This window comes from Exiguobacterium sp. s130 (assembly GCF_018619055.1).
In the GTDB taxonomy this organism is placed as follows: domain Bacteria; phylum Bacillota; class Bacilli; order Exiguobacteriales; family Exiguobacteriaceae; genus Exiguobacterium_A.
This window is the reverse complement of sequence record NZ_JACSNI010000002.1, coordinates 106,873-130,536: the sequence shown is the minus strand read 5'-3', so window position 1 is coordinate 130,536 and position 23,664 is coordinate 106,873. Positions and strand designations below refer to the sequence as shown.

Sequence of the window (23,664 nt, the reverse complement as noted above, 5' to 3'; positions counted from 1 at the left end):
CGTTATGTCAGTAATCGTTCGTGTAATTGTTCAGGCGTCGGTACCGTATAGGTCGCAACCGTCTCATTTGTTCGTTCGTTGATCAGACATGTAGCAATACCCGCACGATGTCCCGCTAAGACGTCGAGTTCCCGGTCCCCGATCATGATCGTCTCGTCTAGAGCCATCTGATGCCGATGAATCAAGTACGTGACAGCTTCCGGATCCGGCTTACGGACGAAGCCATGTTCTGCAGTCAGGATGTCTTGAAAATGATGCGTCAATTCGTGTTTTGCAAGCAACGCATGAATGGATGTTCCGCGATGGGTGACGATATGATGCGTCGCACCACTTGCCGATAATGTCTCAAGCAATTCATGAATTCCTGGAAACGGACCGGACCGTTCGCGCTCGATCGTCGCCTTTTGTTGTTTGTAGTTCGTAATGAACGCTTCGGACACCGCAAACGCCTCATACATCGTCTTTGCCGAGATCGCCATCAGCTCAGCGACACGTTCTCGATCGACCGATTGCCCCTCGCTCTCGAGCATGTCCACGAAAACATCGATCAACACCGGATAGGTATCGAACAAGGTGCCGTCAAAATCCCAAATGAAGTGTTTCAACATCTGCCTCTTCCTCTCCCACTTTCTTAACACCAACAAAGACGGCTTTCCCGTCCATCTCGACCTTCCAGTCGTTGTGATTAAGTCCTTGACCGGAGACATGGATTCTCACCTGACCTGATCGTCCTATCTCATGTCCTTGCTCGACGGTGATCATCGTTTCTGAGACGGATGGCTTCATGAATTTTCGGTAATAGACACCCATCACACCACTCGCCGTTCCTGTTACCGGATCTTCAACGCTACCTGATCCCGTTGCTGAGAAGCGACGTCCGTGTAAAGTCGCCTGCGCATCATATGTATCGAAACAGATGTGGTGAATCGATGCTTGAAGATAGTCAGTCAAAACGGATGCAAATTATTGATGATCTGGAATCATCCGTTGAAAATCGACGTGACGGCGAATCGGCGTTTAAGACGACTCCGGCTGGATTACCGGTTCCTGGTGTCGTCGTAAATACATCATAGTGCAATAGTTGAATCTTTTGTCTCCTCCTGTCCAATTTTCAAATCACGCACCATGTTGTTATGTGTCTTTGATTTCTGACATCCTGATTTCATGTTTATTAGATAAGTCTAACAGAACAGATGAAAAAACAAGGACGAGACGCCCTTGCCTTAGGATGATTGCATTTGTTGCCAGTCGTCTTCTTCATAAATCGACTGGACCCATTCGATCGGTACATAGAGGGACCTTGCAATCGCTTCGTCTGTTTTACCCAGTTTTCGCAACAGATGGACGATTCGAATCCTTCGTTCGAGCTCCCGGTCATCCGGTATCAGTTCAGGCATCATCTTCTCTTCTCCTTTCCACTGAATCGGCGATGGTGTTTTCATGATGATACCCGATTATTATCTGAATATTCCGATTGGTGCATAGAAGCAAGGATTTTTGATAAAGTTCCGAGAAAGATAACAGACAGGAATTCGATTCATTTTGACGAATGACTAGAAGGTAGACGCACCGATCACGAAGTCATGCGTCAAACAAACAGATTAGGAGCATCTATATGATTAAATCAAAAAAACGGTTTCAGCTAGCGATCGGTTTGCTATTGATTGGTGTTTTTAGCGGGATTCTTTTTGATGTATTGGGCTACTTTCCGCACGCGACAGCGTATCTATTGAGTATTCCGATCGCTTCCCATGACACGGAATTTCTTTTAGGATGGATCGTTACTGGTGTCACGATCGCAGGGCTTGTTTTGCTTCCCTTGTCCTTACGACGACATCACGTCATTACGATGTTCGTATGTCTCATAGCCATCATTGTAACGCCGCACGTCATGTAATGTTTGCGAATGGCTCGCTTCATTCCCATTGCAATATAAACCAATTTGAATGTATCGCTTACGACTACGCCAATGGATCGTCTTGATTCATTGGCTTTTTCTCATCTAAAAAGTAAAGTCTACTTTACAAAATGTAAAACAGACTTTACAATACAGATAACTGGAAAGGAGGTCGCTGGATGAAGCTGACGAATCAAGTCCGGATTTACCGCCAACAACAGAAGTGGACGCAAGAACAGTTCGCTGAACGGATCGGCGTGACACGCCAGACCGTCATCTCGCTTGAAAAAGGCAGCTATACGCCATCCTTATTACTCGCAATGCAAATTGCTCGCGTCTTCGATCGACCAGTGGAGGAATTATTTCAATTAGAGGAGGAGTCTTGATGAACCGCGTCATAACCCAATCTGTTTTAAATTGTTGTCTCTATTTTTTAGCTGCGTCTCTCATCAGTGCGATTCATGACAAACTTCAATTATTTCAAGATGATCCTGTATCCGGTACCGGTCTGTCGTTTGAGCTCGATCTCAGCATCATGCTGCCACTGATCATCATCGCTATTGTCGTCTCATGCATTGGCTATCTCTCACGAACGGATCGCTCCCGGTCATTTTCAAAATGGTCGACGTCAACAGCAGAATTCTCTGACTCGGACGAACGAGAAGCCCTTATCACTGGTAAGGCGACCCGCGCGGCGTACGTTTCTTTTTTGATCAGTCTTCCTATCCTGATGATTGCCTTTTTATTTGAACAGCCACTACTTGAACGGTATCCTTCGTTTCCGTTTTATGCGATCGCGCTCGTCCTATCGGTTGGAACCTTTACCTATATGACCGCTTGGATCGTCCACGTTCGCCGCTAACATCGTTTGACGAAGGACTATTGAGTTTGCGCCTACTCCGGATGGTCCGTCAGTTGACCCTCTTCGTGATACACCGTTTCCCTAGCATATACATGTGACCGATTACAATCCGACAACAATGCCACAATGATGGCATATTCTATCTAGATGGGAGGTTAATATATGCAGACGACGCACCACTCATTTAATACGCAACGTTACCACATTCGTCCGGCTCGTCTTAGTGATGCTGAAGCACTTGCTGTACTACGTCAAGCACTCGACGCGGAAACGGAGTACTTCGACCGGATGCCTGGTGAGGACGTGATGACGGCGACCGATTTCGTTGATCAGTTACACAATTCATTGGTTCCGGATCAAATCCTCGTCGTTGAACGGGAGGAACAACTCATTGCTTACGCCAGGTGTCGTGGATTTGCATTAAAGCGCTTTGCTCATAAAGCATCGTTCGGCTTAGGTGTCCTGCGTTCGGATTGGGGACAAGGAATCGGCACCCAATTGACGATCCGGATGATCGCTTGGGCGAAGACGCAGTCGCTTCTGAAAATCCAACTCGAAGTCGTCGAGACGAATCACGGGGCGATCCGACTCTACCAGCGCCACAGTTTCCTAGAAGAAGGACGACTACGCCACGATCGGTTGCTGTCGGACGGCTGTTATTATGATACTGTCCTGATGGGCTTAGCATTATGAGTTTCTCATTATCGATCGCGACGTATAACATTTGGCATCATCCATACAAGCGTCAGGAACGGTTTGCGGCATTGTGTGCGGAAATCAATCAGCATCAACCGGATGTTCTTCTTCTGCAGGAAGTGATGTCGACGTTTCATCCGGATGAACCGTTCGTCTCAATCGCCGAACATCTCGCAGAGGCGACCGGTTATCCTTATTGGATGATGGATCCTTATATGGATTCACCGGATGAAGGACTTGCCATTTTAACGAAACTGCCGTTTGAGCGAACGGATGCGAGTGCCGCAGCGACAGCAAACATCAACCATCACTGTGCGATTCGGATTCCGTTTTCGATTGAAGGTGTTCGATTTGCCGTGACGAACATTCATTTCAACTGGCGTGCTTCAGACATTCGACTCGATCAACTTCGATTCGTCAACGAATGGATTGCCTCACAAACAGATGACGCGACGGTCGAGTTCCTTGGTGGTGACTTTAATGATTGTCCAAATTCTTCTCTGCATCAAGCAACGCTTAAGGAGTGGGTCGATCTCGCTGACAGTTTTGCCATGCGGACCGGTCAACTTGCTCCTGTGACTCTTGATCCTATGACGAATTCGTATGCTAAAAAGAATGACGGAATCACGACACCTGCCCGGTACGATTGGTTGCTGTGTCAACGCTCACCGGCACCAGTGACCTTACAACGCGTTCAATTGATCGGACATGAACGACTGCCCCATCACGTCATACCAAGTGATCATTATGGGGTCCTCGCTCATATGACGATTCACTAAAACGACGAGGCTGACTCAAAAAAGAATGACGCGTCTTTTTACGCCTTTTCCTCAGGCGAGACACAAGTCAGTTTTCTTGCTTCATTCAAGCAGGAAAGCGGGTCTTGTTCGTCTCTGACAGCGCATAATGCACTTTTTCCTGTAGGAGTGGCGTGTGACGCGTCATTTTTTTTACGAGATAAGGGTGGCAGATCATCATTCTGCCACCCTTATCTTTAGAGGACGACATGTGAGTCAGCCCCGTCGTTTATTTTTTATATTCTTTTTCTGTTCCGTCCGAGAAGTCAATCTCTACCTCGAGGCGGGACGCATCTTGAATCGCAAATACACGCTCCACTTCCGCGATGACATCTTTCTCAGATGTATCCGCATCTACTTTTAAGTTCTTGAACTTCGCGTCGAGTTCCGTCATCGCCGCGTCCCCGCGTTTGTTTTCATCTTTATACTGGTATTCGGCTTCCGTGCCGTCATTCTCTCGGTCATAGCTGATGTCGATTGCGTCCATATCCCCGTTGACGTCCGCTTCAATCGATAAACTGGTGAATCCATAATCCGTATCTGCATTTTTCGTGACCGCATCCTTATCTTTCATCGTATTGTCGGTCGTATTCGAGTTTGTAGATCCGTCCTCGACCTTGTCCGTCGCCGTTTCGTCGTTCCCACATCCTGCTACCATTAAACTCATCGCAAATAAGGTCGCAACACCATATCCTGTAACATATCCTCTCTTCATTCCATCACATTCCCTTCTGCTGGAATCGGATGCACTTTCAATAGCCGAGCAAGATGCAAAAGATTGGCAGCTAAAAACTGGGCATGCCGTTTCGTGAAGTCATTGTCACGTCCGGCTTCGATGTAAGACGGTCCAGGTCCCGCTTCACCGACCCAGTACGCATCGACATTGGGGGGAATCGTGAATCCGATGTGCGACAGACCGTATAAAATCGACGCGGACGCGTGTTTCGCCCCATCCTCGTTGCCGGTGACGATGACACCACCGACCTTGTTATAATAGATGGCTTGTCCAACGTCGTTCGTCAAGCCACTTCCCCCGTATAACCGTTCGATGACTTGTGTCGCGACACTACTTTTTTCACCGAGCCACAGCGGTGTCCCGATGACGACGATATCTGCTTGTTTGACTTTGTCGAAGAGTGCCGGCCACTCGTCGCCGTTTCCTTCATCTTCCGTCACACCGAATGCGACTTGATGATCGACGACACGGACGATTTCTGAATCGACGTCCTCATGCTCCCAGTACGCGATCACGTCACGAATCAACTCTTCCGTGTTCGATGGTTCTTGTGATGCTTTTAAAGTACAGTTCAAAAATAAAGCGCGTACCATCCATTCATCCTCCCCTATTGAATTGACATGTTCCTCGTCCTTAATCCTTTCCTGATTCTAATCCGAAGTAAACAAAAAAAGCCTCCGCCTTCGCGAAGACTTTCCTCGTCAGAGACAAGACTTGATGTGTTGATAGTTTTGATTGCCACCGGATAAGTTACAGACGTCCCTGAACCCGAGATTCTTCAAGACGTTCTGTGCCGCGTTTCCTGTGACACCTTTATTGCAGTAAACGATTGTCGGTACCGTCGGATCCAGTTCCTGCGCCCGCTCACGTAACTCACCGAGCGGAATATGGATTGCCCCGTCGACATGACTCTTCTCGAACTGAGCGCGTGACCGCGTATCGATGATTTGGAAGACATTGCCCGCAGCGACCTCTTCCATCAAAGCGTTCGGTGTTTTCAGACGGGCCGTTCGTTTGATCGCGTTATCGAGGGCCATCCCGGTATAAAGAACGGGGTCCTTCGTCGTCGAGAATGGCGGCGCATAAGCCAGATCAAGATGGAATAAGTCTTCTGCTTTTGCTTTGAAGCTGATCGCGGTCGCAAGGACATCGATCCGTTTATCGACCCCTTGCGAACCAACGATTTGGGCACCGAGGACACGACCATCGCTCCGATCTGCGATCGCCTTGATGACCATTTCTTTGCCGCCGAGATATTCAGGACGATCGGGCTTGATGTTGTGCAATACTTCAATGTCATACCCAGCGTCGCGTGCTTCTTTCTCAGTCATTCCGGTCTGGGCGACCGTCAAATCGAATGCTTTAAAAATACCCGTTCCAAGGATTCCCCGGTGTTCAATCGTTTCACCGGTGATGACCATCCCAGCGATTCGTCCCATCTTGTTTGCCGTCGAACCAAGCGGACGGTACAGTGGTTGACCGGTGATGACGGAGAAGCTCTCGGCGACATCACCGACCGCATAAACGTCCTCGATGTTCGTTTGCATCTGTCGATTGACGGCGATCGCACCGGTCTGTCCAATCGTCACGCCGATCTCTTGTGCGAGTTGCGTGTTTGGTTTGACACCGACTGACAGGATGACGAGATCCGTCTCGATCCTCTCGCCACTCGCAAGAACGACTGCACGAGCCGTTTTCTCCCCTTCGAACGAAGCGACGGACTCACCGAGTCGCAAGATGACGCCGTTCGCTTCGAGATGGTCACTAACGCGTTTTGCCATATCAACGTCTAGCGGTGGCATGACTTGCGCCAATCGTTCGACGAGCGTCACTTCGATTCCGCGATACGTCAACTGCTCCGCCATCTCGAGTCCAATGAATCCGCCGCCGACGATGACAGCACGTTTTGGAGCTTGCGCGTCGACGTACCGACGAATCGCTTCCGCATTGCGGATGTTACGTACCGGAAAAATGTTTTCGAGATCGACGCCCGGTAGCGGCGGAATAATGCTTGAAGCACCCGTCGCGAAAACGAGCGTATCGTACGTATCCGTGAATGTCTCACCCGTATCCAGATGACGGATCGTTGCTGTCTTCGTCTCATGATCGATCGCTTCGACGTTATGACGCGTCTTAACGTCGATGTTGTAACGTTTCTTGAAGAACGCCGCATCGCGTGGCGTCAATTCATCGAGCTCAGCGATCTCACCACCGACGAAATAGGGAATGCCACAACCGGAATAGGAGATGTCCTCGTCCCGGTCGTAGATCGTGATCTCTAAGTCTTCACTATTGCGGCGTGCCTTCGCCCCGACCGATGTGCCGGCAGCGACCGAACCGATGATAAGTAGTTTTGTCATAGAAACGTCCTCCTTTTAATAGAGCAGTAAGCTGATATAGAGCCCGAGCAACGCGATGGCGAGCGTCGGAATCGTCAAGACGGTACCGATTTTGAAATATTGTCCCCACCCAATCCGGACTCCTTTCGAGCGCAAGACATGGAGCCACAATAATGTCGCGAGACTGCCGATCGGCGTGATTTTTGGACCGAGATCGCTACCAATGACATTCGCGTAGATTAAGGCGTCACGAATCGCTCCCGTGGTTGCTGTATGCTCGATTGACAAAGCATTGATCATGACAGTCGGCATATTGTTCATGACTGAGGATAACAGGGCGGCCAAGAAGCCCATCCCGAACGTCGCCGATGCGAGATTCGTCGCCATCCACTCGATTAACTCTGCGAGGACTTGCGTCAGTCCGGCATTACGTAGACCGTAGACGACGATATACATACCAAGGGAGAAGAAAACGATCGCCCACGGGGCACCGGCAAGGACCTTCTTCGTCGGGACGCTTGGTGATTTTTGCGCCAGGAATAAGAAGAAGACGGCGATGATGCCAGCAACGAGACTGACCGGAATGCCGATTGCATCACTCGTGAAATACCCGATGAGCAACAAACCAAGGACGATCCACGAAGCACGGAACATCCGCATATCTCTAATCGCAGACGTCGGTTGCGCCAAATCCTCGACAGCATAAAGTTTCGGGATCTGCTTCTTGAAATAGAGATACAAGACGAGTAGACTTCCCGCGACTGAAAAGACGTTGACGAAGACCATCCGTGCCGCATACTCTGTAAAGCCGATTTGAAAGAAGTCCGCCGAGACGATGTTGACGAGGTTCGAGATGACGAACGGAAGACTTGCCGTGTCGGCGATGAAGCCGGAGGCGAAGACATATGCCAGGACGACCGCATCCGGTAACTTCAAGTGACGGACCATCGCGAGGACGATGGGTGTCAGGATCAAGGCAGCCCCATCGTTCGCGAACAAGGCCGAGACAAGGGCGCCGAGTAACGTCATGTAGATGAATAGTTTCAGACCGCCACCGCGGGCGATTCGGGCCATATGTAACGCGGCCCATTCAAAGAAACCGATCTCATCTAAGATCAACGAGATGACGATCAAGGCGATGAAGGTGAACGTCGCGTTCCAGATGATCCCCCAGACGGTCGCGACGTCTCCCAGTTCGACGACGCCCGTTAAAAGTGCGACAATCGCCATCCCGATCGCCGAGTACCCGATGCCGAGCCCTTTCGGTTGTTTGATGATCAAAAATAAGGTGATCAGAAATATTCCGATCGCAAGCCATTGTGATGCTGTCAATTAATTCACTTCATTTCTTCATTTGATAGCAGTCGTATGAGGACTGCGATTAACACGTTATTGTATTAGGAACGTCTGCTACGCCCACTTGTTCGAGGATTCGTCGCAACAGGTCATGCTGCCCATGCTCTGAATTTAGTCGAAAGTAGTTCCATTGGCGCTCCCGTCTTTCCAAGATGACACCAGCTGACCGAAGTAGTTTGAGATGACGACTGACTGCCGGTTGTGAGATGCCAAACAAATCAACGAAGTCACAGACACAATGCTCTCGCACCGCAAGACGTCGGATGATTTCAAGTCGGGTCGGATCTGAGAGCAACTTCAGAAACTGACTGACTTCTATGGTCGAATGATCGGCGGTGATGGATGACATATCGGTTTCCCCTCTTTCTCGATTTCGTTCGATGACATAACCATATTATTATATAACATGATAGTTATGCAATGTCCTTTCACCGTAAATCGTTTCGTCGTTCCAACAACAACACATCGCGCCATACTCCATGATGTCTTGCAATCGCACGCCGTCGACCGACAAGTTCGAATCCGAGTCGCTCATGCAAGCGTCTGCTTGCCTCGTTTTCAGGAAACAGTTGAGACTGAAGCGTCCAGATGCCTTGAGTGTCCGCAAAATGAACCATCGTCTCTAACAAAAGTCGACCACCGCCTTTACCACGGACGGAGCGTTCTACATAGATACTGACTTCTCGAATCCCACTGTAAACAGTTCGTTCAGATATCCGACTCAACTTTCCCCAACCGACAATAGAGTCTTCCTTTATCAATACGAATCGTTCACATTGGGTGATCGCATTCCAAAATGCATCCGAATCAATCGTCATCTCGAATGTCGCATTTCGATCTTCAATCCCTTGACGATAAATCTCAATCACTTGAAGACGATCCTCTTCTTTCATCCATCGAACGTACATCCAAAATCCTCCTTTTCGTCTGATTAATTAAATCATCATCTATTTACTTGCAAAATGCAAATATTTATCGTATAACTGACTCATCAACGATATTTTGAAAGGAGACTTTACATGACTGAGACACGTGAGTTGTTTCAAACGTTCACCCGCCGCTTTGGTTTGCTTAACAAGAATTGCTGCGCCTTTCTGGATGAAGATATTTCACTTGTCCAAAGCCATTTATTATATCAAGTCGCGAAACACCCAGATTCCTCGATGCAAGAAATTGCTGACCAACTCGCTCTTGATATCACTACATTCAGCCGACAAGTACAAACATTGATTAAACGAGACCTACTAGTAAAGCGTCCCGCGATCAACGATCGGCGAATTCACCTACTTCGCCTGTCCGAAAAAGGATTGCGTGTTGCTCAAGCCATCGACGAAGAGATGAACACGTATCTGGATGCCATCTTCTCATCAATGACTTCCTTCGAAAAAGCACATGTCCTCCAGGCAATCGACTTGCTTAATACGAAGATGGGCGAGAGTGACGTCTGTTGTAAACCATGTCTCTAATACTTGCAATTTACAAACAAAAAGGAGGTTTTATTCATGCCATACGGTTCTTCCCACCCAATCGTCATCATCGGTGCCGGACCGATCGGTCTTGCAGCTGCAGCTCAACTTGTAGTGGAAGGTCAATCGTTTTTATTATTTGAGAGAGGTCCTTCGATTGCGCATCAGGTCAAACAATGGGAACACGTTCGGATGTTTTCAACATGGCAATACAATATCAGTGATGCAGCACGTCATTTGCTCGAGTTGACGGACTGGAGCGCCCCAACGGACGATGCTGTGCCGACCGGTACTGAATTAATCAATCAATATCTTGCCCCACTTGCTGCTTTACCGGAAATTGCTCCTTTCCTACATTTCCAACATGAGATTCTCTCGATCTCACGGGCAGGTCTAGACAAGATGACGAATGCCTCACGCGAAGTGACGCCGTTTGAATTAGTCATGGACACGCCGAATGGACGTAAACATATTCTCGCTCGCGCGGTCATCGATGCATCTGGCGTCCTCCGGCGACCAAACCCTGCTATCAGTTCTGGTCATCGAGTCGAAATCGAGCAGAACTTACCTGTCCGGTATTCGATCGTAGATGGGAAACGTGATACTGTTGTTTTCGCGAATCAATCCGTCGCTGTCATCGGTAGCGGGCACTCGGCTTTGAACTCGCTCCTTGAACTCGTTTCCATTAAAGCGCACCACCCTGAAACGGAGATTCATTGGATCCTTCGCAAATCGGACCCCGTTCAAGCTTACGGCGGCGAAGATAAGGATGCACTGGAAGGTCGCGGGGCACTCGGTTCACGTATCCGTCAGCTCGTTGAAGGAGATCAGATTAGGATTCACTCCAACTTCAAGACCCAATCCATTGAATCAAAAGGACAGTCGTTTGGCATCACTGCGCAAGATGGTCGATCCCTCCATCACATCGATCAGCTAATCGTCAACGCAGGAAGTCGACCCGACTTTTCGTTTCTCGAGGAAGTACGGCTTGATATCGATCCTGTCACCGAGAGTAGTCGAGTACTTGCTCCTCTGATTGATCCGAACTTTCATAGTTGCGGAACTGTCCGTCCACATGGGGAAGCGGAGTTACGTCATCCTGATCACGGACTTTATCTGGTCGGTGCGAAGAGTTACGGTCGTGCTCCGACCTTCCTGCTTGCTACCGGTTATGAACAAGTTCGATCAATCGTTGCTTTTCTTGTCGGAGATGAGGCACGTGCCAAGCAGATCAATTTATCATTACCAGAGACGGGTGTGTGCAACGTTTCTCTGCCACAATCATCGACTTCCTGTTGCTCTTAAAAATATACATCGGACCAGTCTTAGACAGGTCCGATTTTTTCTGCTAGCTCTATGATCACACCTTCTGGTCCTCTTATGTAACATAGGCTATACTCATTTTCGTAATTCGCGACGTCCCCAATCGGTTGATATCCATGATTCGCTAACCGTTTGAGGAGTGTATCGAGTCCTGTCACTTCAAAACAGAGATGACGCAATCCACTGGAATAAACGGTCTGGACGACAGTGGACGTCTCAACTGGTCGTTTGAACCGAACCAGTTCGAGCCAGATTGCTTCACCTGGTAACCCAAGAGCAACACATTCCGTCTTTGCCCCGTCTAGATTCAACAAACGTTCGAGCAACTTCCCTTCCATTTCCCATCGTCCACGTACTTCGAGCCCGCAAAGCGAAAAAAAGTGAATCGCTTCTTCTAGGTTCACGACGTTCAGACTGATATGATCCGTTCGTTTAATTGGCATCCGTCATTCCTCCTCAAGTGTGTCAGAATGTTGTCAAACCGTCGCTAGAAAGCACATCTAGAGCGTTTCGACGTGGTGTCTGCAGTTTGTATCGTCATTAAAATATAAGTATGAAAGATCGTGTCCACTTACGAAAAGGAGTCGAAATAACATGGAAGACGTCAACCTTCTCGTCCTTGCGACCTAGAACATATTTTGGGTCAGATTCGGTCTGATTACCTTCTCTGCCGTCAAAACGATGTCCGCAACGAAAAAATTGAAATCCACTTAATCAAAAGACCGGATGTTTTGAGCATCCGGTCTTTATTTGAATTCATGCTGTAAATCCTGTGGAAATCCTCCGTTTTTAAAGATAAAACTTGACAACCTAATCCGGTTCCCATCCATATCTAGAAAATAAGTTACGTTAGGTTCATTTGCAAATTCGACTTCGATTGAAGCCGGATTCGCCGAAGACTCATACGAAAATTTTTGTGTTTTTATATTGTAGACTTCATCAGGGAATCGACGTGCTAGTTCCACCTTAAGCAATTTCTCATTCTCAGCAATCTGTTGATTGACGAGCGTCGGTCGGATGTACCAAAAGGAACTGCACCCGATTGCCACCAAACCAAGTAAAATTAAGCCATATCGCTTCCACCGCTGCGGCAGGAATATCACGCCGCAGCTGATTACGAGTAGTGTAAAAACGATCGTCATCCCTTCGATTATGAAATTTGGTACCATCTCATTCACTCCTTTCGTTCTATCCTCGACTAGAAAACCGTGATATGATCAATTCCTATGACAAAAAATAGAAGGTCTATGATGCGAAAAATCATCCTGATTGGTTCTGGTGGGTCCGGTAAATCGACGTTTGCCCGCGAGATGGGCAAAAAACTAAGTTATCCCGTTGATCACCTCGACAGCTTATTGTGGCGTCCGAACTGGGAGGCGGTTTCGCGTGAGGAACAACGCCAGATTCAACAAACACTCATATCGCGTGATACATGGATCATCGACGGTAATTACGGTGGAACGCTTGACTTACGAATCGATGCCGCTGATACGGTCATCTTCCTTGATCTGCCGCGGACGCTTTGTCTGTACCGTGCGATGAAACGGACCTTGCGCTATCGTAAGACCGGCCGACCGGATATGGCGGCAGGCTGTCCCGAGAAACTGTCGCTTGATTTTCTGAAATGGATTTGGCGGTTTCCGATCGATAAGCGACCGAGTATCCTTTCAACGCTTAAAGCGACGTCCGATAAACAAATCGTTCATTTGCGGTCCCGCCGCGCTGTCAAACAGTTTCTTCAATCACTTTCATAACATCCGTCCATCTGTTACCTTTCGTCATCCTTAGTGATGTACATACGACGAAACAAATTTACTCTCCTGCCCGTTTTCCAGTCATTACCACAAATAAAAAAACGACCATGACGGTTACCCCTCATGGTCGTAGTGCAATATCTTACACGCTGAATCTGCCTGTGACTTGTTTTAAATCATCCGCCATCGTCGCGAGCGATTGCGATGCAGACGAAATTTCTTCCATAGACGCCATCTGCTCCTCGGTCGAAGCGGAGATGTTTTGTGTCCCAGCAGCGGTTCCTTCCGTCACCGCTTGAATCGTCCGCATGACAGAAGCGATCTGTTCACTCGCTGCCGCCATTTCCTGAACTGCGCCGGACACATCTTCGACGTGCCCTGTCACGTCGGTGATCGCTGTCTCGATTTCCGAGAAGGATGTCCCTGCCTGATCGACGACGGCAATCCCGCTCGTCATCTCGGTTGAGACTTTCTCCATCGAGGCGACCGACGCCTCCGTCTCTTGCTGAATGATCCGAATCAACGACTCGATTTGTTTTGCCGAGACCGCCGATTGTTCAGCAAGCGTCTTGACTTCCGCTGCAACGACGGCAAATCCGCGTCCTTGTTCGCCGGCGCGTGCCGCCTCGATTGCGGCGTTTAACGCGAGGAGATTCGTCTGCGCCGCAACACCTTTAATCGAATCCGTGATTTGACCAATTTCCTGTGATCGGTTGCCTAGACCATCGATGACTTGGCTGAGTTGCGAGACGTCTTCTTGAATGCGTCCCATCTGTGTCCCAAGTGTACCGACGACCTTTCCACCGTGGGCAACTTTTTCCATCGCCTCTGTCGTCCGTTGCGTCATCTGTTGCGCATTACCGGCGACGTAACGGACGGACGTCGTCAATTCTTCGATCGTCCGTGAAGCATCGGACACTTGATGCAGCTGTTGACTTGCGCCGCTTGCCATCTCTTCCATCGTCACAGCGACCATCTCCGTCGCTTTCGTCGTTGATTCCGCATTGACGCTCAGTTCATCCGACGCAACAGCGACGCGGTCTGCCGTTCCCGTCAGTTCAAGGACGACTTGTTGTTGTGAGGCGATCATTTCATTGAACGATGTCGTCAATTGACCGAGTTCGTCTTTCGAATCGTAATGACCTCGGACGGTCAAGTCACCCTTACCTGATTGATCCATCCAGCCTTGCAGTTGACGAATTGGACGCGTGATGAGACGTGTGATGTATATGGCAAGTCCTGCAAACAAGAGGACCGTGAGTAAAAAGATACCGAGCATTATGTAAAAGGCGGTCTCTTTTTTCGCTTGGTTCTGGGCGTCAAGCGTCTTCGCTTGTTTCGTCATCGAAGCCATCAATGACTTTGCTGAGTTTGCGACGTTATCACGAACTTGTTCCAGACCATCGGAATACGCCGTGTAGGCTTCCTCTGTCTCGTTGCGCGTCGCCGCATCTTGAACGAGCGTCATCGAGTTGTCGTAAGCGAGGACATTATCCTTCAACTCCTCGAGTTGTTTCTTTTCTCGCGCATCGAATTGCCCCGTTTTTTCAATCTTCGTGACCGACGACCGAATCTGAGCCTGACGTGTATCGATATCAGCTTGAAGTTCTGTGATGCGTTCCTCATTCTTCGTTAGAATCATCTCGACTAAAAAGGAATCAAGAGCCCGTGTATCGATCCGAATCTGTGCTACTTCTTGGATCGGAATCAAGTTCTCCTGATACATCGCTCGGGAAGCGCTGGACATCTGATTCAAGAAATAGAGTCCTGCTCCCGCAATTAGTAGCATCGCAACGACGGCTGTTGCGATCAAAGCTTGTATCTTCCGTCTGACTGACATGTGTTTCATTCCATCCCCTCCCGCTTTTGTTATCGGTTCAGGATTGAAAAAGTTGACTGTTTTTTCAATATTCCCATATTTTGATGTGCTCCAATAAAGTCCTTCTATACGACTTTCGGTCATCCATTCGATATAATCAGCGTACAGCAGTTGAAGAAAGGGTGAGTCCTATGCAACGTGTAGCCAATGAAATCACACAATTCCGCGGCAGTCACTATGACTTCGGTCGCGAACAAGGGCGTTACGTTAAACGAAATCAGTTACTCCATAACCGCGAGGACAACTGGAAAATCCGTGTCCCCCGTTTTCAAGTCGATCCGGTCGAGACAAAGGAGATGTTTCTTCGGTATGCCCCGCATATTTGGGACGAGTTGCTCGGACTGCAAGACGAACTCAAACTATCATTGCCAGACACATTACTCCATTTCGGACATTACCGGGTCGAAGGACCGAAAAGCGGTTGTTCAATCATGACCGGTGATAACTTCCTCGTTCGAAACTATGACTATCATCCGATGACATATGACGGACGATTTTCCGTCTTTCAACCGAACGATGGCGGTTCAGCGATCATCGGTCCGGCATCTCGGGTGACCGGTCGAATGGACGGGATGAACGAACATGGTCTTGCGATGGGTTATAACTTCATCAATCGTCGGCGGCCGGGAGATGGATTCGTCAGCTTCATGATCGGACGGATCATCCTCGAGATGTGTACGTCGGTCGACGATGCGATCTCACTCGTCAAAGAGATTCCACATCGCGGATCGTTCACGTACGTCGTCCACGATAAATCCGCGCGTTCGTTCGTGATCGAGGCGACGGCGCGAGACGTCCAAGTGCGGGAATCGAATCTATGTACGAACCATTTTGATTTGCTACAACACGAGAACCGCTATCATCTCGATGACTCGAAACGTCGAATGATGGAGCTGAAGACTCATCAACATATGATTCAAGATGCAGAGTCTGCTTTTCGACTCCTGAATGATACCGATAAAGGCGTCTTCGCTGATTTATATGCGCAGTGGGCAGGAACGATCCATACGTCTGCCTACTTCCCGGAAGAGTTAAAGGTATGGTTCGCGCTCGGTGGTGATCAAGAACCGGTCACGTTCGACTTTGCTGACTGGCTCGCCGGCAATGACTTCACAGCAAGTGAAATCACAGGAGAACTTGAGACGAACATCCAGTTCGCGAATACACTTCAGACATGGCGTTAAACGAAAAAGATGTCTCCTGCTTGCGCAAGAGGCATCTTTTTACTCGGAATCATCTAGTCGTTTCGACATATAATAATCCGTTTTCTCATACCCGAGCGAGTTATACACATGAATCGCCCGTTCGTTATGCGCGAAGACGTGTAACGAAATCTTTTTGACGTTCATTCGTTTTAACATCACTTCCAGTAATCGGAGTGCTTCTTTGCCGTACCCTTGGTTTTGTTTATCGGACGTAATCTTGACATCGAAGATGAAAGCGGAACGTCCGCGTGATTCTTCTTTTACGTGAACCCAGACCATTCCGATGTCGCTGTCTGTCTCGTCACGAAACGTAAACAAATAATGATTCTTCGTTTTCAGACCTTCAGGCAACAACTTCGCGAACTCTTCTGTCGACTTATCATGCGCCTCGTTCTCTGACCACGTACCGGCGCGACACTTCTCTGCCGCATACCCCTCGATTGCCACGGGTAGATACACCTCATAGGTCGCTTGTTTCATTGGCTCGATGCGCATGCTGCTACCTCCTGCGTTTTCGTCCAGTCCCGTCGTAACATCGCATAGACCTGGAGGTCGTGATAAGTCCCGTACAATTTCTCAGCGTCCCGTAAGACGCCTTCTTCCGTGAATCCGAGTCGTTCCGGGATTCGTCTGCTCCGGACGTTTCCCGTCGCACACTCGATGACGACGCGGTTCAAGCCGAGCGTCTCGAAACAATAGTTCGTGACGAACCGGACGACGTCCGTCATGATACCTTTTCCGAGTCCCTTTTCTCCTAAGTAATAGCCGATCGACGTTTGTCCGAGGTGCCGATCGATTGCATGCAAACCGATCGTTCCGACGAGTTCCTCCTGAAGATAGATGCCACACGTAAACCCGTTACCATCGGCAAACTGTTGCAACCATGCTGGGATGACTACTTCCTGATATGTACTTGTCTCTGTTGTACCATCAACCCAACCGAGCCATTCGCGAAGATGTGCGCGATTGGCATCGACAAGGGCGAATAATGTCTCCGCATGGTGCCGTTCGAACAATTGAAGCGATACGTGATCGGACACTTGTAACCTGAACATGACCTCTCTCCTTTCTAGTAACTGTTGTTTGACGTCACGACGTCGTTTCCCTGCTAGACGTCACGTTCCATTCCATCCGTCTTGAGCGGACAGACATTCCGAGTGCCTCGTAAAAGGCGATCGCTTCTTGATTGGCGTCATCGACGCCGAGTTCGATCCGGTCGCAACCAATTGTTTCCGCATGCGCGTAAGCGGCTTGCATCAATCGCTTGCCTACTCCTTGCTTCTGATGCGTATCCGCAACGACGAGACTGATGACCCGTAAGTAATGTTTATCAAAGACGAAGCCGCTCCCTTCGATGATATCTTCCTTTAAGACGATCACACCGGCAAGTCCTTTGTATTCCGCGACGAGGATTTCGAAATCTGATCGGTCGAGTTGCGACAAAAATAAGTCTTCCGAAACCGGCATCTCGTGCGGACGGTAGTGATCAGGGCGTAAAGCTACATGCTGCTCATGAATTTGTTGGAATAGCGGAATCAACGCCTGAAAATCGTCAGGGCGGGCGGTTCGAATGTTCATTAGAAAATCGCTCCCTTTTCGTTTTGTAGTATATTAACATATTATTCCAAAGAACGGGTGGACTTTCAAAAATAAAACGGCATTCCAGTCGACCGGAATGCCGTGTATCATCTATAACGTTATATCACTTGTGTAAAGTCCCGCGCCGTCTCCGTCAACGTGGATGCCGCACTCTGCACGTCATGGAAACGATCGACTGTTTCTGCGACGACGGTGACGCTTGCTTGTGCATCATTCGTTGCTTGCGTCATCGCACGGGCAATCCGCTGCAGTTCATCGTTCATGCGTTGCGTCGTCTGGCGGACATCGACGACAGCTTGTTCAACGAGTTTCGAGAGATTTCGGACTTCCGTCGCAACGACGTTAAATCCTTTTCCGTGTTCACCGGCTCGCGCTGCCTCGATCGATGCATTGAGTGACAAGAGATTCGTCTGTGAGGCGATCGTTTTGATCGTCTCGGTCACTTGGGTGATGTCTTGCGCTTGGCGCTGCAGTCGTTCAATCGTCAGATGATTATCGCGGGTCGTCTCGGCCATCTGTTCGATCGTTCGCCGTAACGCTTCGCTTTCTCGCTCGCCATGCGTCGACCGCGTATTCAAATCACTAGCAATCATATCAAACGAAGTCGCAAACTTTTGAATCGTCTGCTGACGATCAGTAATATCAGAAGCGATCTTCAAGACACCTGTCACTTCCGTTCCATCGTAAATCGGCATATAGGTAGCTTCTAGCCAAATCGACTGACCATGCGCATCGATTCGTTCAATTTTATCTGCGGTACTGAAACCACTGTAAAGCTTCTGCCAAAATGCCTGGTAACTGTCACTCATTGCAAATTCGGTTGTGCAAAAGAGATGGTGTTGCATCCCGATCATCTCTTCTCGTTTATATTTCATCGTCTTAGCGAATAAACCATTGACGTCGACGACACGACGTTGTCGGTCGAATCGAATCATTGCGACATTATCTCGCAGGGAGGCTAAAATATCTTGGGATCCTAGGTCGGTTGAAAGTTGGGTGGTCATGATTACAAGCTCCTCTCGCCATCTACCTCCCGTTACAGGCTATCCAATATATTACAAATCGGAATAGTATGAATTAAAGATATATGACTAAAATTTTTTTCACTTCTTTTATTATTATCCAGAGAGAGTAAGAATGAAACATGATTTTCAGTGGATTTATTTCTTTCCTCTTATTTGTTGTCTATATTTCCCGCCCTGCTATACTTAAATCAAAACTTATTAAAATATTTTAATAAGTAATCCAAATTGGAGGTTTATCCTTTGACTGAAGTCCTCTCTCGTACGCGTCACGCTTTTTTGATCGACCATCTCGATACGATTCCGGTGATTCGGAACGTCCTAGACGTCAGTTTTCCGACTGCGAGCAAACAGATTGATCAGATGATCACTGCTCGGGAAATTGAAGAGACACCACTTGAATTGGTTCGCGGTGGTCGTCCGGCAAAACGGTATCGCTATCGCGTGAATCACTTTCACGGACTCGCTCTTTATCTCGAACGGACGTATCTGCAGTATCGCATCCACGACGTCGGTGGACATGTGATCGCAACTGATCGCCTGAACTTCGATTCGACGGATCATGTATCTGTTTTATTGAGCACGCTGACAGCATTACTTAACGATCATCCACGTATTCAGACGCTTGCGATTGGTGTCGCCGGTGCCGTTGATACGACCGGCACGATCCTATTCGCCCCGGATTATCCGACGCTAGACGGTCGCCCCTTACAACAAGAACTGACTGAACGGTTCGGGCGACCCGTCATCGTCAAAAATGATATGAACGCCGCGGTCCGTGCGCAAGCTTCTGATAACGAGACGACCGTCTATATGTATCTCGGAACGAACGGACCGGGAGCCGGTGTCGCCGTTTCAGGTCATGTCGTCCACGGAGCGCATCACTTCGCTGGAGAGATCTCGTTCATCCCGTTTGACGACAAGCGAAATGTCGGACAAGCCCTCGCGACGACTACACCACACTCTGACGACTGGTATGAGGCGTTAAGTCGAATCATCCTCTCGTTTAGCGCCACCTTAAATCCGGATGTTATCTTGTTCGCAGCGTCAGATGTCTCGGATGACGGGTTAGCTCGATTGACGGATCGATGCGCCAAGCGCTTTCCGCTCAGCAAATTACCTCAGTTGCGAAAAGGCGACTGGGAAACCGATTATTTAGATGGTTTGATGCAACTCAGCATCCAGTCATTCATTGAACAAATTCCGTTAGGAGGTCTCGCCCGATGACCCGTCTACTATTATCTTTGATTTATCTCGCTTTTATCAGTCTTGGTCTTCCAGATGCGTTACTCGGTACGGCGTGGCCTGTGATGCGGCTCGATCTCGACGCCCCGCTCGACATGGCAGGTTGGCTCTTCATGACGATCGCTGCCGGAACGATCGTCTCGAGTCTGTTTAGCGGTCGACTGATCGAACGTTATTCAACAGGTCCGATCACGGCAGCTTCTGCCGGTTTGACGGCTCTGGCATTGATTGGTTTTTACGTTGCTCCGTCCTTGATTTGGCTCTTCGTCCTTGCGATTCCGCTTGGACTGGGCGCTGGAGTCGTCGACGCGGCGTTGAATCATTTCGTCGCCACGCATTATCAAGCGCATCATATGAACTGGCTCCATTGCTTCTGGGGCATCGGTGCGACGGCTGGTCCGCTCATCATGGCTGGTGTATTGCTCGATTCCGGCTGGCGTTTTGGTTACCTTGTCGTCGGCGCATTGCAACTCGTCTTGATGATTGTCTTGATCGTCAGTTTACCACTCTGGAAGCGGGCTCCGAAACATGTGTCTCAACAGGTTCAGACCGTGAGTACGTCGTCAGGAAAACCACGCGGATTTATTGCCGCTCTCGCTGCCTTCTGCTTTTATTGTGGAGCCGAAGCGGTCGTCGGGCTGTGGGGCAGCAGTTATCTTGTCCAAGTCCGGTCCTTTTCCGTAACATCAGCAGCGACGTGGATTTCCGTCTACTACGGAAGTATCACCGCGGGGCGCTTCATCAGTGGTTTTCTATCGCTGCGCTGGTCGAATCGTCGTTTGATTCGTGTCGGTCAATGGACGGCATTCGTCGGAGCCACCTGTTTCATCCTCGCACCTGCTGCCTGGATGCCGCTTGGTTTCGTACTTGTCGGGCTTGGTCTCGCACCGATTTATCCGGCAATGCTCCATGAGACGCCGGTTCGCTTCGGGGAGGCCGCGGCGCAACGGCTGATGGGGGTACAAATGGCATTCGCCTATACCGGTAGTACCTTCATGCCGCCATTGTTCGGATGGCTGGCGACGTCCTACTCCTTATCGTTGTTCCATTGGTTCACGATCAGTCTCATCTTCTTGATGCTGATCGCTACGGAAGGATTGAACCGGATGTTATTCAGACAGCGATTGGCAAAAGCGTCTTGAAAAAAGGAGGAATGGAGATGAAGATTGAACATATCGCCCTCTTTGTGGCAGACCTGGACGGGAAGCGTCAATTCTACGAAACACATTTTGATGCTACGACAGGCGAGCGATATCATAATCCGATGAAAGGGTTCACGTCATATTTCCTGACGTTCTCGAGTGGTGCGCGTCTTGAATTGATGCAACGGACGGATATCACGGAACGGACGATGAATGCGCTCGGTTATGCCCACCTCGCCTTTTCGCTCGGCAGTAAACAAGCAGTCGATGACTGGACAGCTCGGTTACAGGATGAAGGTATACAACATCTTGACGGTCCTCGGACGACGGGTGACGGGTATTATGAAAGTACGATCGCAGACCCGGAAGGTAATGTGATCGAGTTGATGGTCTAATTTTGAAACGAAACAATCCCTCATTCTGATTAGAGTGAGGGATTGTTTGTCGATTGATAGCTGTTCCATCGTTTGCTGCTTGTTGGTATATCTCGTGACGAGTAGGTGTATGACACGCATTTCATTCAGACTATCTTTAGGCGACGATTACAAAACTCTTTCACTGTAAACATTTGTAATGATATGCTAAAAAAGAACCAAATTATGACTATACGTATTCATTTTAAGAGGAGGCAGTTTATGCGAAAACATCTAGGATGGATCTCGATCGGCATCGTAGTCTTTACTTTTATAACGTTCAAGTTCTTGCCTTTCAATGGCTTTTGGGGAACGAACTATATGTTAGCTGGACTAGCGCTTGCGCTAGTGTGCGCCATCATAAGTCTAAGAAATACGGGGAAAATCCTTGCGTTAACATTACTCACTTCTCTATTGGTGCTTTTTATTTTTTCAGTGATCGGCTTCTTGGCACTAGCTTAAGTATTTCTAGAAGCGATTACATTCGATTAGCTGATATCATTACGATATTTCTTCTTGAACACGTCATACGTTGCTGAATCACCGAACAGTAGGAAACAACCGCGATCATCATAGATATTCATGACGATTTTTCGATCTACGTTCACGAAAAAGACTTCCGGATAGTATGTATATGTTTGACGAAATCTTGGTTGCAGCGGTGGGAAATCCTGATGGCAAATCGCTTTGATTAAACGCTTGTAATCTAATGCGTTTTTGTTCGGTAATAACACGGCATATTCGATCACTTGCTCTTCCTCATCCATCACTTTCTCTACAAACTTTATGTTGTATTTATCTGTTCTACGTCTTAACTGACGAAACACTTTCGTCGCTGACTGTTGATACTTACCGCGCTCACTTCTCACATGCACAATTAAATAAAGGGACTCCTCTTCTCGGAATACATCTTCAAACAGTTCGTTTGATTTTTTGTATACCTGTTTGAAGTATTCTTCATTGATTTCATCTAAATTATCCTTTAGCTGATAAAGATCCTTCACTAAATCTACGTGGAATACTAAATCCTTCTTGACAAAGGAACGATCAAATAAGTTCACCTTCCCAAAATGTTGTTGCAAGTATTGTTCTAAGTTCATTTTAAAACTCCTTTATTCTGATGAGGACAGATGTATTGTTTTAAATAACTGTTGCAGGACGGATCGATATAACAATTGTAGAAAGGAGGATGAAAAGATGATCATTGATACATTATCGAATCATCCTGAACAATTAGATGTAGTTGCCACAATGATTCATACCGAATTCGTTCAAAAGAAAAAAGGAACGACACCCTATGAACAAATAAAAGCCTTTTTGGACAAAAAATCAGATGAGTCGTATCCTGTGACGTTGATTGCCTTAGATGATGTCACTGTGTTTTCAGCTAGGTGTTGCACTTAATATTACAATTCGTCGTTTAAAAAAGAACAGAAAAATGTTAAATATCAAGAAAAGACCAAGCAGAACCCACAAGACAGAATAAAATTCTGTATTCGGGACGAACAAATAATCTATCAATAACACGATTAAAAAGAGAATGTACCCAACAAAATATACTTTTTTCTTACGCGGATCCATCGTCTCATCTCCTTTATACATATGAGTGTTCTGTCGATTACTTCGTATTTTTAATAATCACTACAGTTAATACAAGAGAAGGAATGAAACAAATCAGTAAATCCAAGAGTGAGATCGAGAGTGAAATAGGATGAATCAGCATCTCTACTCCTTTAAAAATGGCATCGAGCACAATAAGTAATGATAGGAGTACCGGAACGGAAGTACGCATCCATCTAGGAATACTCAGCCACATACGTAAGATTTTTTGTGTTTTATCATCCATGTCATTCACCTCTTTTACAATTTTAAATAAATCAGTATATCATACGTATGATTTTTGTGAAAAAATGTCGAAATCACAAGTCGATTG

32 protein-coding genes are annotated in these 23,664 nt (G+C 48.0%); 14 read left to right on the top strand and 18 right to left on the bottom strand.

What is annotated here, in order from left to right:
* Positions 1 to 2: 2 nt before the first annotated feature.
* Positions 3 to 608, bottom strand: a complete 606-nt coding sequence (locus HZS85_RS04470; RefSeq protein ID WP_214853703.1) for an HAD-IA family hydrolase — start codon at positions 606 to 608, stop codon at positions 3 to 5.
* On the bottom strand, positions 580 to 951 hold the full coding sequence (locus tag HZS85_RS04465) for a PhzF family phenazine biosynthesis protein (protein WP_214853701.1): 372 nt from the start codon (positions 949 to 951) through the stop codon (positions 580 to 582). The genes HZS85_RS04470 and HZS85_RS04465 overlap by 29 nt, the downstream gene beginning before the upstream one ends.
* Here HZS85_RS04465 and HZS85_RS16730 point away from each other — a divergent pair.
* Entirely contained in the window at positions 930 to 1,073 is a 144-nt protein-coding gene (locus tag HZS85_RS16730; RefSeq protein WP_251137839.1) for a hypothetical protein, read from the top strand. The two genes, HZS85_RS04465 and HZS85_RS16730, sit on opposite strands and share 22 nt — an antisense overlap.
* A 150-nt stretch (positions 1,074 to 1,223) precedes the next feature.
* Here the strand turns inward: HZS85_RS16730 and HZS85_RS04455 are convergent, their stop codons facing one another.
* Positions 1,224 to 1,442 carry a hypothetical protein gene (locus HZS85_RS04455; protein WP_155960153.1) on the bottom strand — a complete coding sequence of 73 codons (219 nt, stop codon included), beginning with the start codon at positions 1,440 to 1,442 and terminating at the stop codon, positions 1,224 to 1,226.
* Positions 1,443 to 1,615: 173 nt separating this feature from the next.
* Between HZS85_RS04455 and HZS85_RS04450 the strand changes: the two genes are divergently transcribed.
* The 5 genes from HZS85_RS04450 (at position 1,616) to HZS85_RS04430 (ending at position 4,234) form a co-directional block, all read left to right on the top strand.
* Positions 1,616 to 1,897, top strand: coding sequence for a hypothetical protein (locus tag HZS85_RS04450; protein ID WP_214853685.1), 282 nt, complete (start codon positions 1,616 to 1,618; stop codon positions 1,895 to 1,897).
* 179 nt (positions 1,898 to 2,076) lie between these two features.
* Complete coding sequence (locus HZS85_RS04445) at positions 2,077 to 2,283, top strand: helix-turn-helix transcriptional regulator (RefSeq protein WP_035408056.1); 207 nt, start codon at positions 2,077 to 2,079, stop codon at positions 2,281 to 2,283.
* Positions 2,283 to 2,759, top strand: coding sequence for a DUF2178 domain-containing protein (locus tag HZS85_RS04440; protein ID WP_214853682.1), 477 nt, complete (start codon positions 2,283 to 2,285; stop codon positions 2,757 to 2,759). Before HZS85_RS04445 ends, HZS85_RS04440 begins: the two co-directional genes overlap by 1 nt.
* A 162-nt stretch (positions 2,760 to 2,921) precedes the next feature.
* Positions 2,922 to 3,452, top strand: a complete 531-nt coding sequence (locus tag HZS85_RS04435) for a GNAT family N-acetyltransferase (RefSeq protein ID WP_214853677.1) — start codon at positions 2,922 to 2,924, stop codon at positions 3,450 to 3,452.
* Positions 3,449 to 4,234: an endonuclease/exonuclease/phosphatase family protein gene (locus HZS85_RS04430; protein WP_214853674.1), complete on the top strand. Its 786-nt coding sequence runs from the start codon at positions 3,449 to 3,451 to the stop codon at positions 4,232 to 4,234. Before HZS85_RS04435 ends, HZS85_RS04430 begins: the two co-directional genes overlap by 4 nt.
* Before the next feature lie 247 nt (positions 4,235 to 4,481).
* Here HZS85_RS04430 and HZS85_RS04425 read toward each other — a convergent pair whose 3' ends face one another.
* The 6 genes from HZS85_RS04425 to HZS85_RS04400 form a co-directional block, all read right to left on the bottom strand.
* Positions 4,482 to 4,967: a YusW family protein gene (locus tag HZS85_RS04425; RefSeq protein WP_251137838.1), complete on the bottom strand. Its 486-nt coding sequence runs from the start codon at positions 4,965 to 4,967 to the stop codon at positions 4,482 to 4,484.
* A complete protein-coding gene (locus tag HZS85_RS04420; protein ID WP_214853667.1) occupies positions 4,964 to 5,581 on the bottom strand; it encodes a flavodoxin family protein in 618 nt (205 codons plus the stop codon). The genes HZS85_RS04425 and HZS85_RS04420 overlap by 4 nt, the downstream gene beginning before the upstream one ends.
* A gap of 108 nt (positions 5,582 to 5,689) precedes the next feature.
* The gene (locus HZS85_RS04415; protein ID WP_214853664.1) at positions 5,690 to 7,348 is read right to left on the bottom strand and encodes an FAD-dependent oxidoreductase; all 1,659 of its coding nucleotides are present in this window, start codon (positions 7,346 to 7,348) and stop codon (positions 5,690 to 5,692) included.
* A 15-nt stretch (positions 7,349 to 7,363) separates the two neighbouring features.
* Positions 7,364 to 8,659, bottom strand: coding sequence for an arsenic transporter (locus HZS85_RS04410; RefSeq protein ID WP_214853647.1), 1,296 nt, complete (start codon positions 8,657 to 8,659; stop codon positions 7,364 to 7,366).
* 49 nt (positions 8,660 to 8,708) lie between these two features.
* Positions 8,709 to 9,032 carry an ArsR/SmtB family transcription factor gene (locus HZS85_RS04405; RefSeq protein ID WP_214853643.1) on the bottom strand — a complete coding sequence of 108 codons (324 nt, stop codon included), beginning with the start codon at positions 9,030 to 9,032 and terminating at the stop codon, positions 8,709 to 8,711.
* Between the two features lie 79 nt (positions 9,033 to 9,111).
* Complete coding sequence (locus HZS85_RS04400; protein ID WP_214853640.1) at positions 9,112 to 9,591, bottom strand: GNAT family N-acetyltransferase; 480 nt, start codon at positions 9,589 to 9,591, stop codon at positions 9,112 to 9,114.
* A 111-nt stretch (positions 9,592 to 9,702) separates the two neighbouring features.
* Between HZS85_RS04400 and HZS85_RS04395 the strand changes: the two genes are divergently transcribed.
* Both HZS85_RS04395 and HZS85_RS04390 read left to right on the top strand, forming a co-directional pair.
* On the top strand, positions 9,703 to 10,149 hold the full coding sequence (locus tag HZS85_RS04395; protein WP_214853637.1) for a MarR family winged helix-turn-helix transcriptional regulator: 447 nt from the start codon (positions 9,703 to 9,705) through the stop codon (positions 10,147 to 10,149).
* A 36-nt stretch (positions 10,150 to 10,185) separates the two neighbouring features.
* Positions 10,186 to 11,454 carry an NAD(P)-binding domain-containing protein gene (locus HZS85_RS04390; RefSeq protein WP_214853634.1) on the top strand — a complete coding sequence of 423 codons (1,269 nt, stop codon included), beginning with the start codon at positions 10,186 to 10,188 and terminating at the stop codon, positions 11,452 to 11,454.
* 20 nt (positions 11,455 to 11,474) lie between these two features.
* Here the strand turns inward: HZS85_RS04390 and HZS85_RS04385 are convergent, their stop codons facing one another.
* Together HZS85_RS04385 and HZS85_RS04380 are read right to left on the bottom strand one after the other, a co-directional pair.
* The gene (locus tag HZS85_RS04385; RefSeq protein ID WP_214853631.1) at positions 11,475 to 11,915 is read right to left on the bottom strand and encodes a VOC family protein; all 441 of its coding nucleotides are present in this window, start codon (positions 11,913 to 11,915) and stop codon (positions 11,475 to 11,477) included.
* A gap of 303 nt (positions 11,916 to 12,218) precedes the next feature.
* Positions 12,219 to 12,641 carry a hypothetical protein gene (locus tag HZS85_RS04380; RefSeq protein WP_214853628.1) on the bottom strand — a complete coding sequence of 141 codons (423 nt, stop codon included), beginning with the start codon at positions 12,639 to 12,641 and terminating at the stop codon, positions 12,219 to 12,221.
* Positions 12,642 to 12,722: 81 nt separating this feature from the next.
* Between HZS85_RS04380 and HZS85_RS04375 the strand changes: the two genes are divergently transcribed.
* Positions 12,723 to 13,226 carry a DNA topology modulation protein gene (locus tag HZS85_RS04375; protein ID WP_214853625.1) on the top strand — a complete coding sequence of 168 codons (504 nt, stop codon included), beginning with the start codon at positions 12,723 to 12,725 and terminating at the stop codon, positions 13,224 to 13,226.
* A 142-nt stretch (positions 13,227 to 13,368) separates the two neighbouring features.
* Here HZS85_RS04375 and HZS85_RS04370 read toward each other — a convergent pair whose 3' ends face one another.
* Complete coding sequence (locus HZS85_RS04370) at positions 13,369 to 15,075, bottom strand: methyl-accepting chemotaxis protein (protein ID WP_214853622.1); 1,707 nt, start codon at positions 15,073 to 15,075, stop codon at positions 13,369 to 13,371.
* A 161-nt stretch (positions 15,076 to 15,236) separates the two neighbouring features.
* Between HZS85_RS04370 and HZS85_RS04365 the strand changes: the two genes are divergently transcribed.
* Positions 15,237 to 16,289, top strand: coding sequence for a C45 family autoproteolytic acyltransferase/hydrolase (locus HZS85_RS04365; RefSeq protein WP_214853620.1), 1,053 nt, complete (start codon positions 15,237 to 15,239; stop codon positions 16,287 to 16,289).
* Between the two features lie 39 nt (positions 16,290 to 16,328).
* Here HZS85_RS04365 and HZS85_RS04360 read toward each other — a convergent pair whose 3' ends face one another.
* From HZS85_RS04360 to HZS85_RS16860, 4 genes are all read right to left on the bottom strand, one after another.
* On the bottom strand, positions 16,329 to 16,805 hold the full coding sequence (locus HZS85_RS04360) for a GNAT family N-acetyltransferase (protein WP_214853618.1): 477 nt from the start codon (positions 16,803 to 16,805) through the stop codon (positions 16,329 to 16,331).
* Positions 16,787 to 17,365: a GNAT family N-acetyltransferase gene (locus HZS85_RS04355; protein WP_214853617.1), complete on the bottom strand. Its 579-nt coding sequence runs from the start codon at positions 17,363 to 17,365 to the stop codon at positions 16,787 to 16,789. Before HZS85_RS04355 ends, HZS85_RS04360 begins: the two co-directional genes overlap by 19 nt.
* A 34-nt stretch (positions 17,366 to 17,399) precedes the next feature.
* On the bottom strand, positions 17,400 to 17,888 hold the full coding sequence (locus tag HZS85_RS04350) for a GNAT family N-acetyltransferase (protein WP_214853615.1): 489 nt from the start codon (positions 17,886 to 17,888) through the stop codon (positions 17,400 to 17,402).
* A gap of 119 nt (positions 17,889 to 18,007) precedes the next feature.
* Complete coding sequence (locus HZS85_RS16860; RefSeq protein WP_214853612.1) at positions 18,008 to 18,913, bottom strand: methyl-accepting chemotaxis protein; 906 nt, start codon at positions 18,911 to 18,913, stop codon at positions 18,008 to 18,010.
* 261 nt (positions 18,914 to 19,174) lie between these two features.
* On the opposite strand from HZS85_RS16860, the gene HZS85_RS04340 reads away from it, so the two are divergent.
* Genes HZS85_RS04340 through HZS85_RS04330 form a run of 3 tightly spaced genes read left to right on the top strand, consistent with a single transcriptional unit; the run spans position 19,175 to position 21,713 of the window.
* On the top strand, positions 19,175 to 20,158 hold the full coding sequence (locus tag HZS85_RS04340) for an ROK family protein (protein ID WP_214853610.1): 984 nt from the start codon (positions 19,175 to 19,177) through the stop codon (positions 20,156 to 20,158).
* Complete coding sequence (locus tag HZS85_RS04335; protein WP_214853608.1) at positions 20,155 to 21,318, top strand: MFS transporter; 1,164 nt, start codon at positions 20,155 to 20,157, stop codon at positions 21,316 to 21,318. The genes HZS85_RS04340 and HZS85_RS04335 overlap by 4 nt, the downstream gene beginning before the upstream one ends.
* A 17-nt stretch (positions 21,319 to 21,335) precedes the next feature.
* The gene (locus HZS85_RS04330) at positions 21,336 to 21,713 is read left to right on the top strand and encodes a VOC family protein (RefSeq protein ID WP_214853605.1); all 378 of its coding nucleotides are present in this window, start codon (positions 21,336 to 21,338) and stop codon (positions 21,711 to 21,713) included.
* Between the two features lie 506 nt (positions 21,714 to 22,219).
* Here HZS85_RS04330 and HZS85_RS04325 read toward each other — a convergent pair.
* The gene (locus HZS85_RS04325; RefSeq protein WP_214853596.1) at positions 22,220 to 22,831 is read right to left on the bottom strand and encodes a DUF3885 domain-containing protein; all 612 of its coding nucleotides are present in this window, start codon (positions 22,829 to 22,831) and stop codon (positions 22,220 to 22,222) included.
* 97 nt (positions 22,832 to 22,928) lie between these two features.
* Between HZS85_RS04325 and HZS85_RS04320 the strand changes: the two genes are divergently transcribed.
* Positions 22,929 to 23,135 (top strand): hypothetical protein, encoded by a 207-nt coding sequence (locus tag HZS85_RS04320; protein ID WP_214853594.1) that lies wholly within the window; start codon positions 22,929 to 22,931, stop codon positions 23,133 to 23,135.
* A 214-nt stretch (positions 23,136 to 23,349) separates the two neighbouring features.
* On the opposite strand, the gene HZS85_RS04315 is transcribed toward HZS85_RS04320, so the two are convergent.
* The gene (locus HZS85_RS04315; RefSeq protein ID WP_214853590.1) at positions 23,350 to 23,577 is read right to left on the bottom strand and encodes a hypothetical protein; all 228 of its coding nucleotides are present in this window, start codon (positions 23,575 to 23,577) and stop codon (positions 23,350 to 23,352) included.
* Positions 23,578 to 23,664 lie beyond the last annotated feature (87 nt).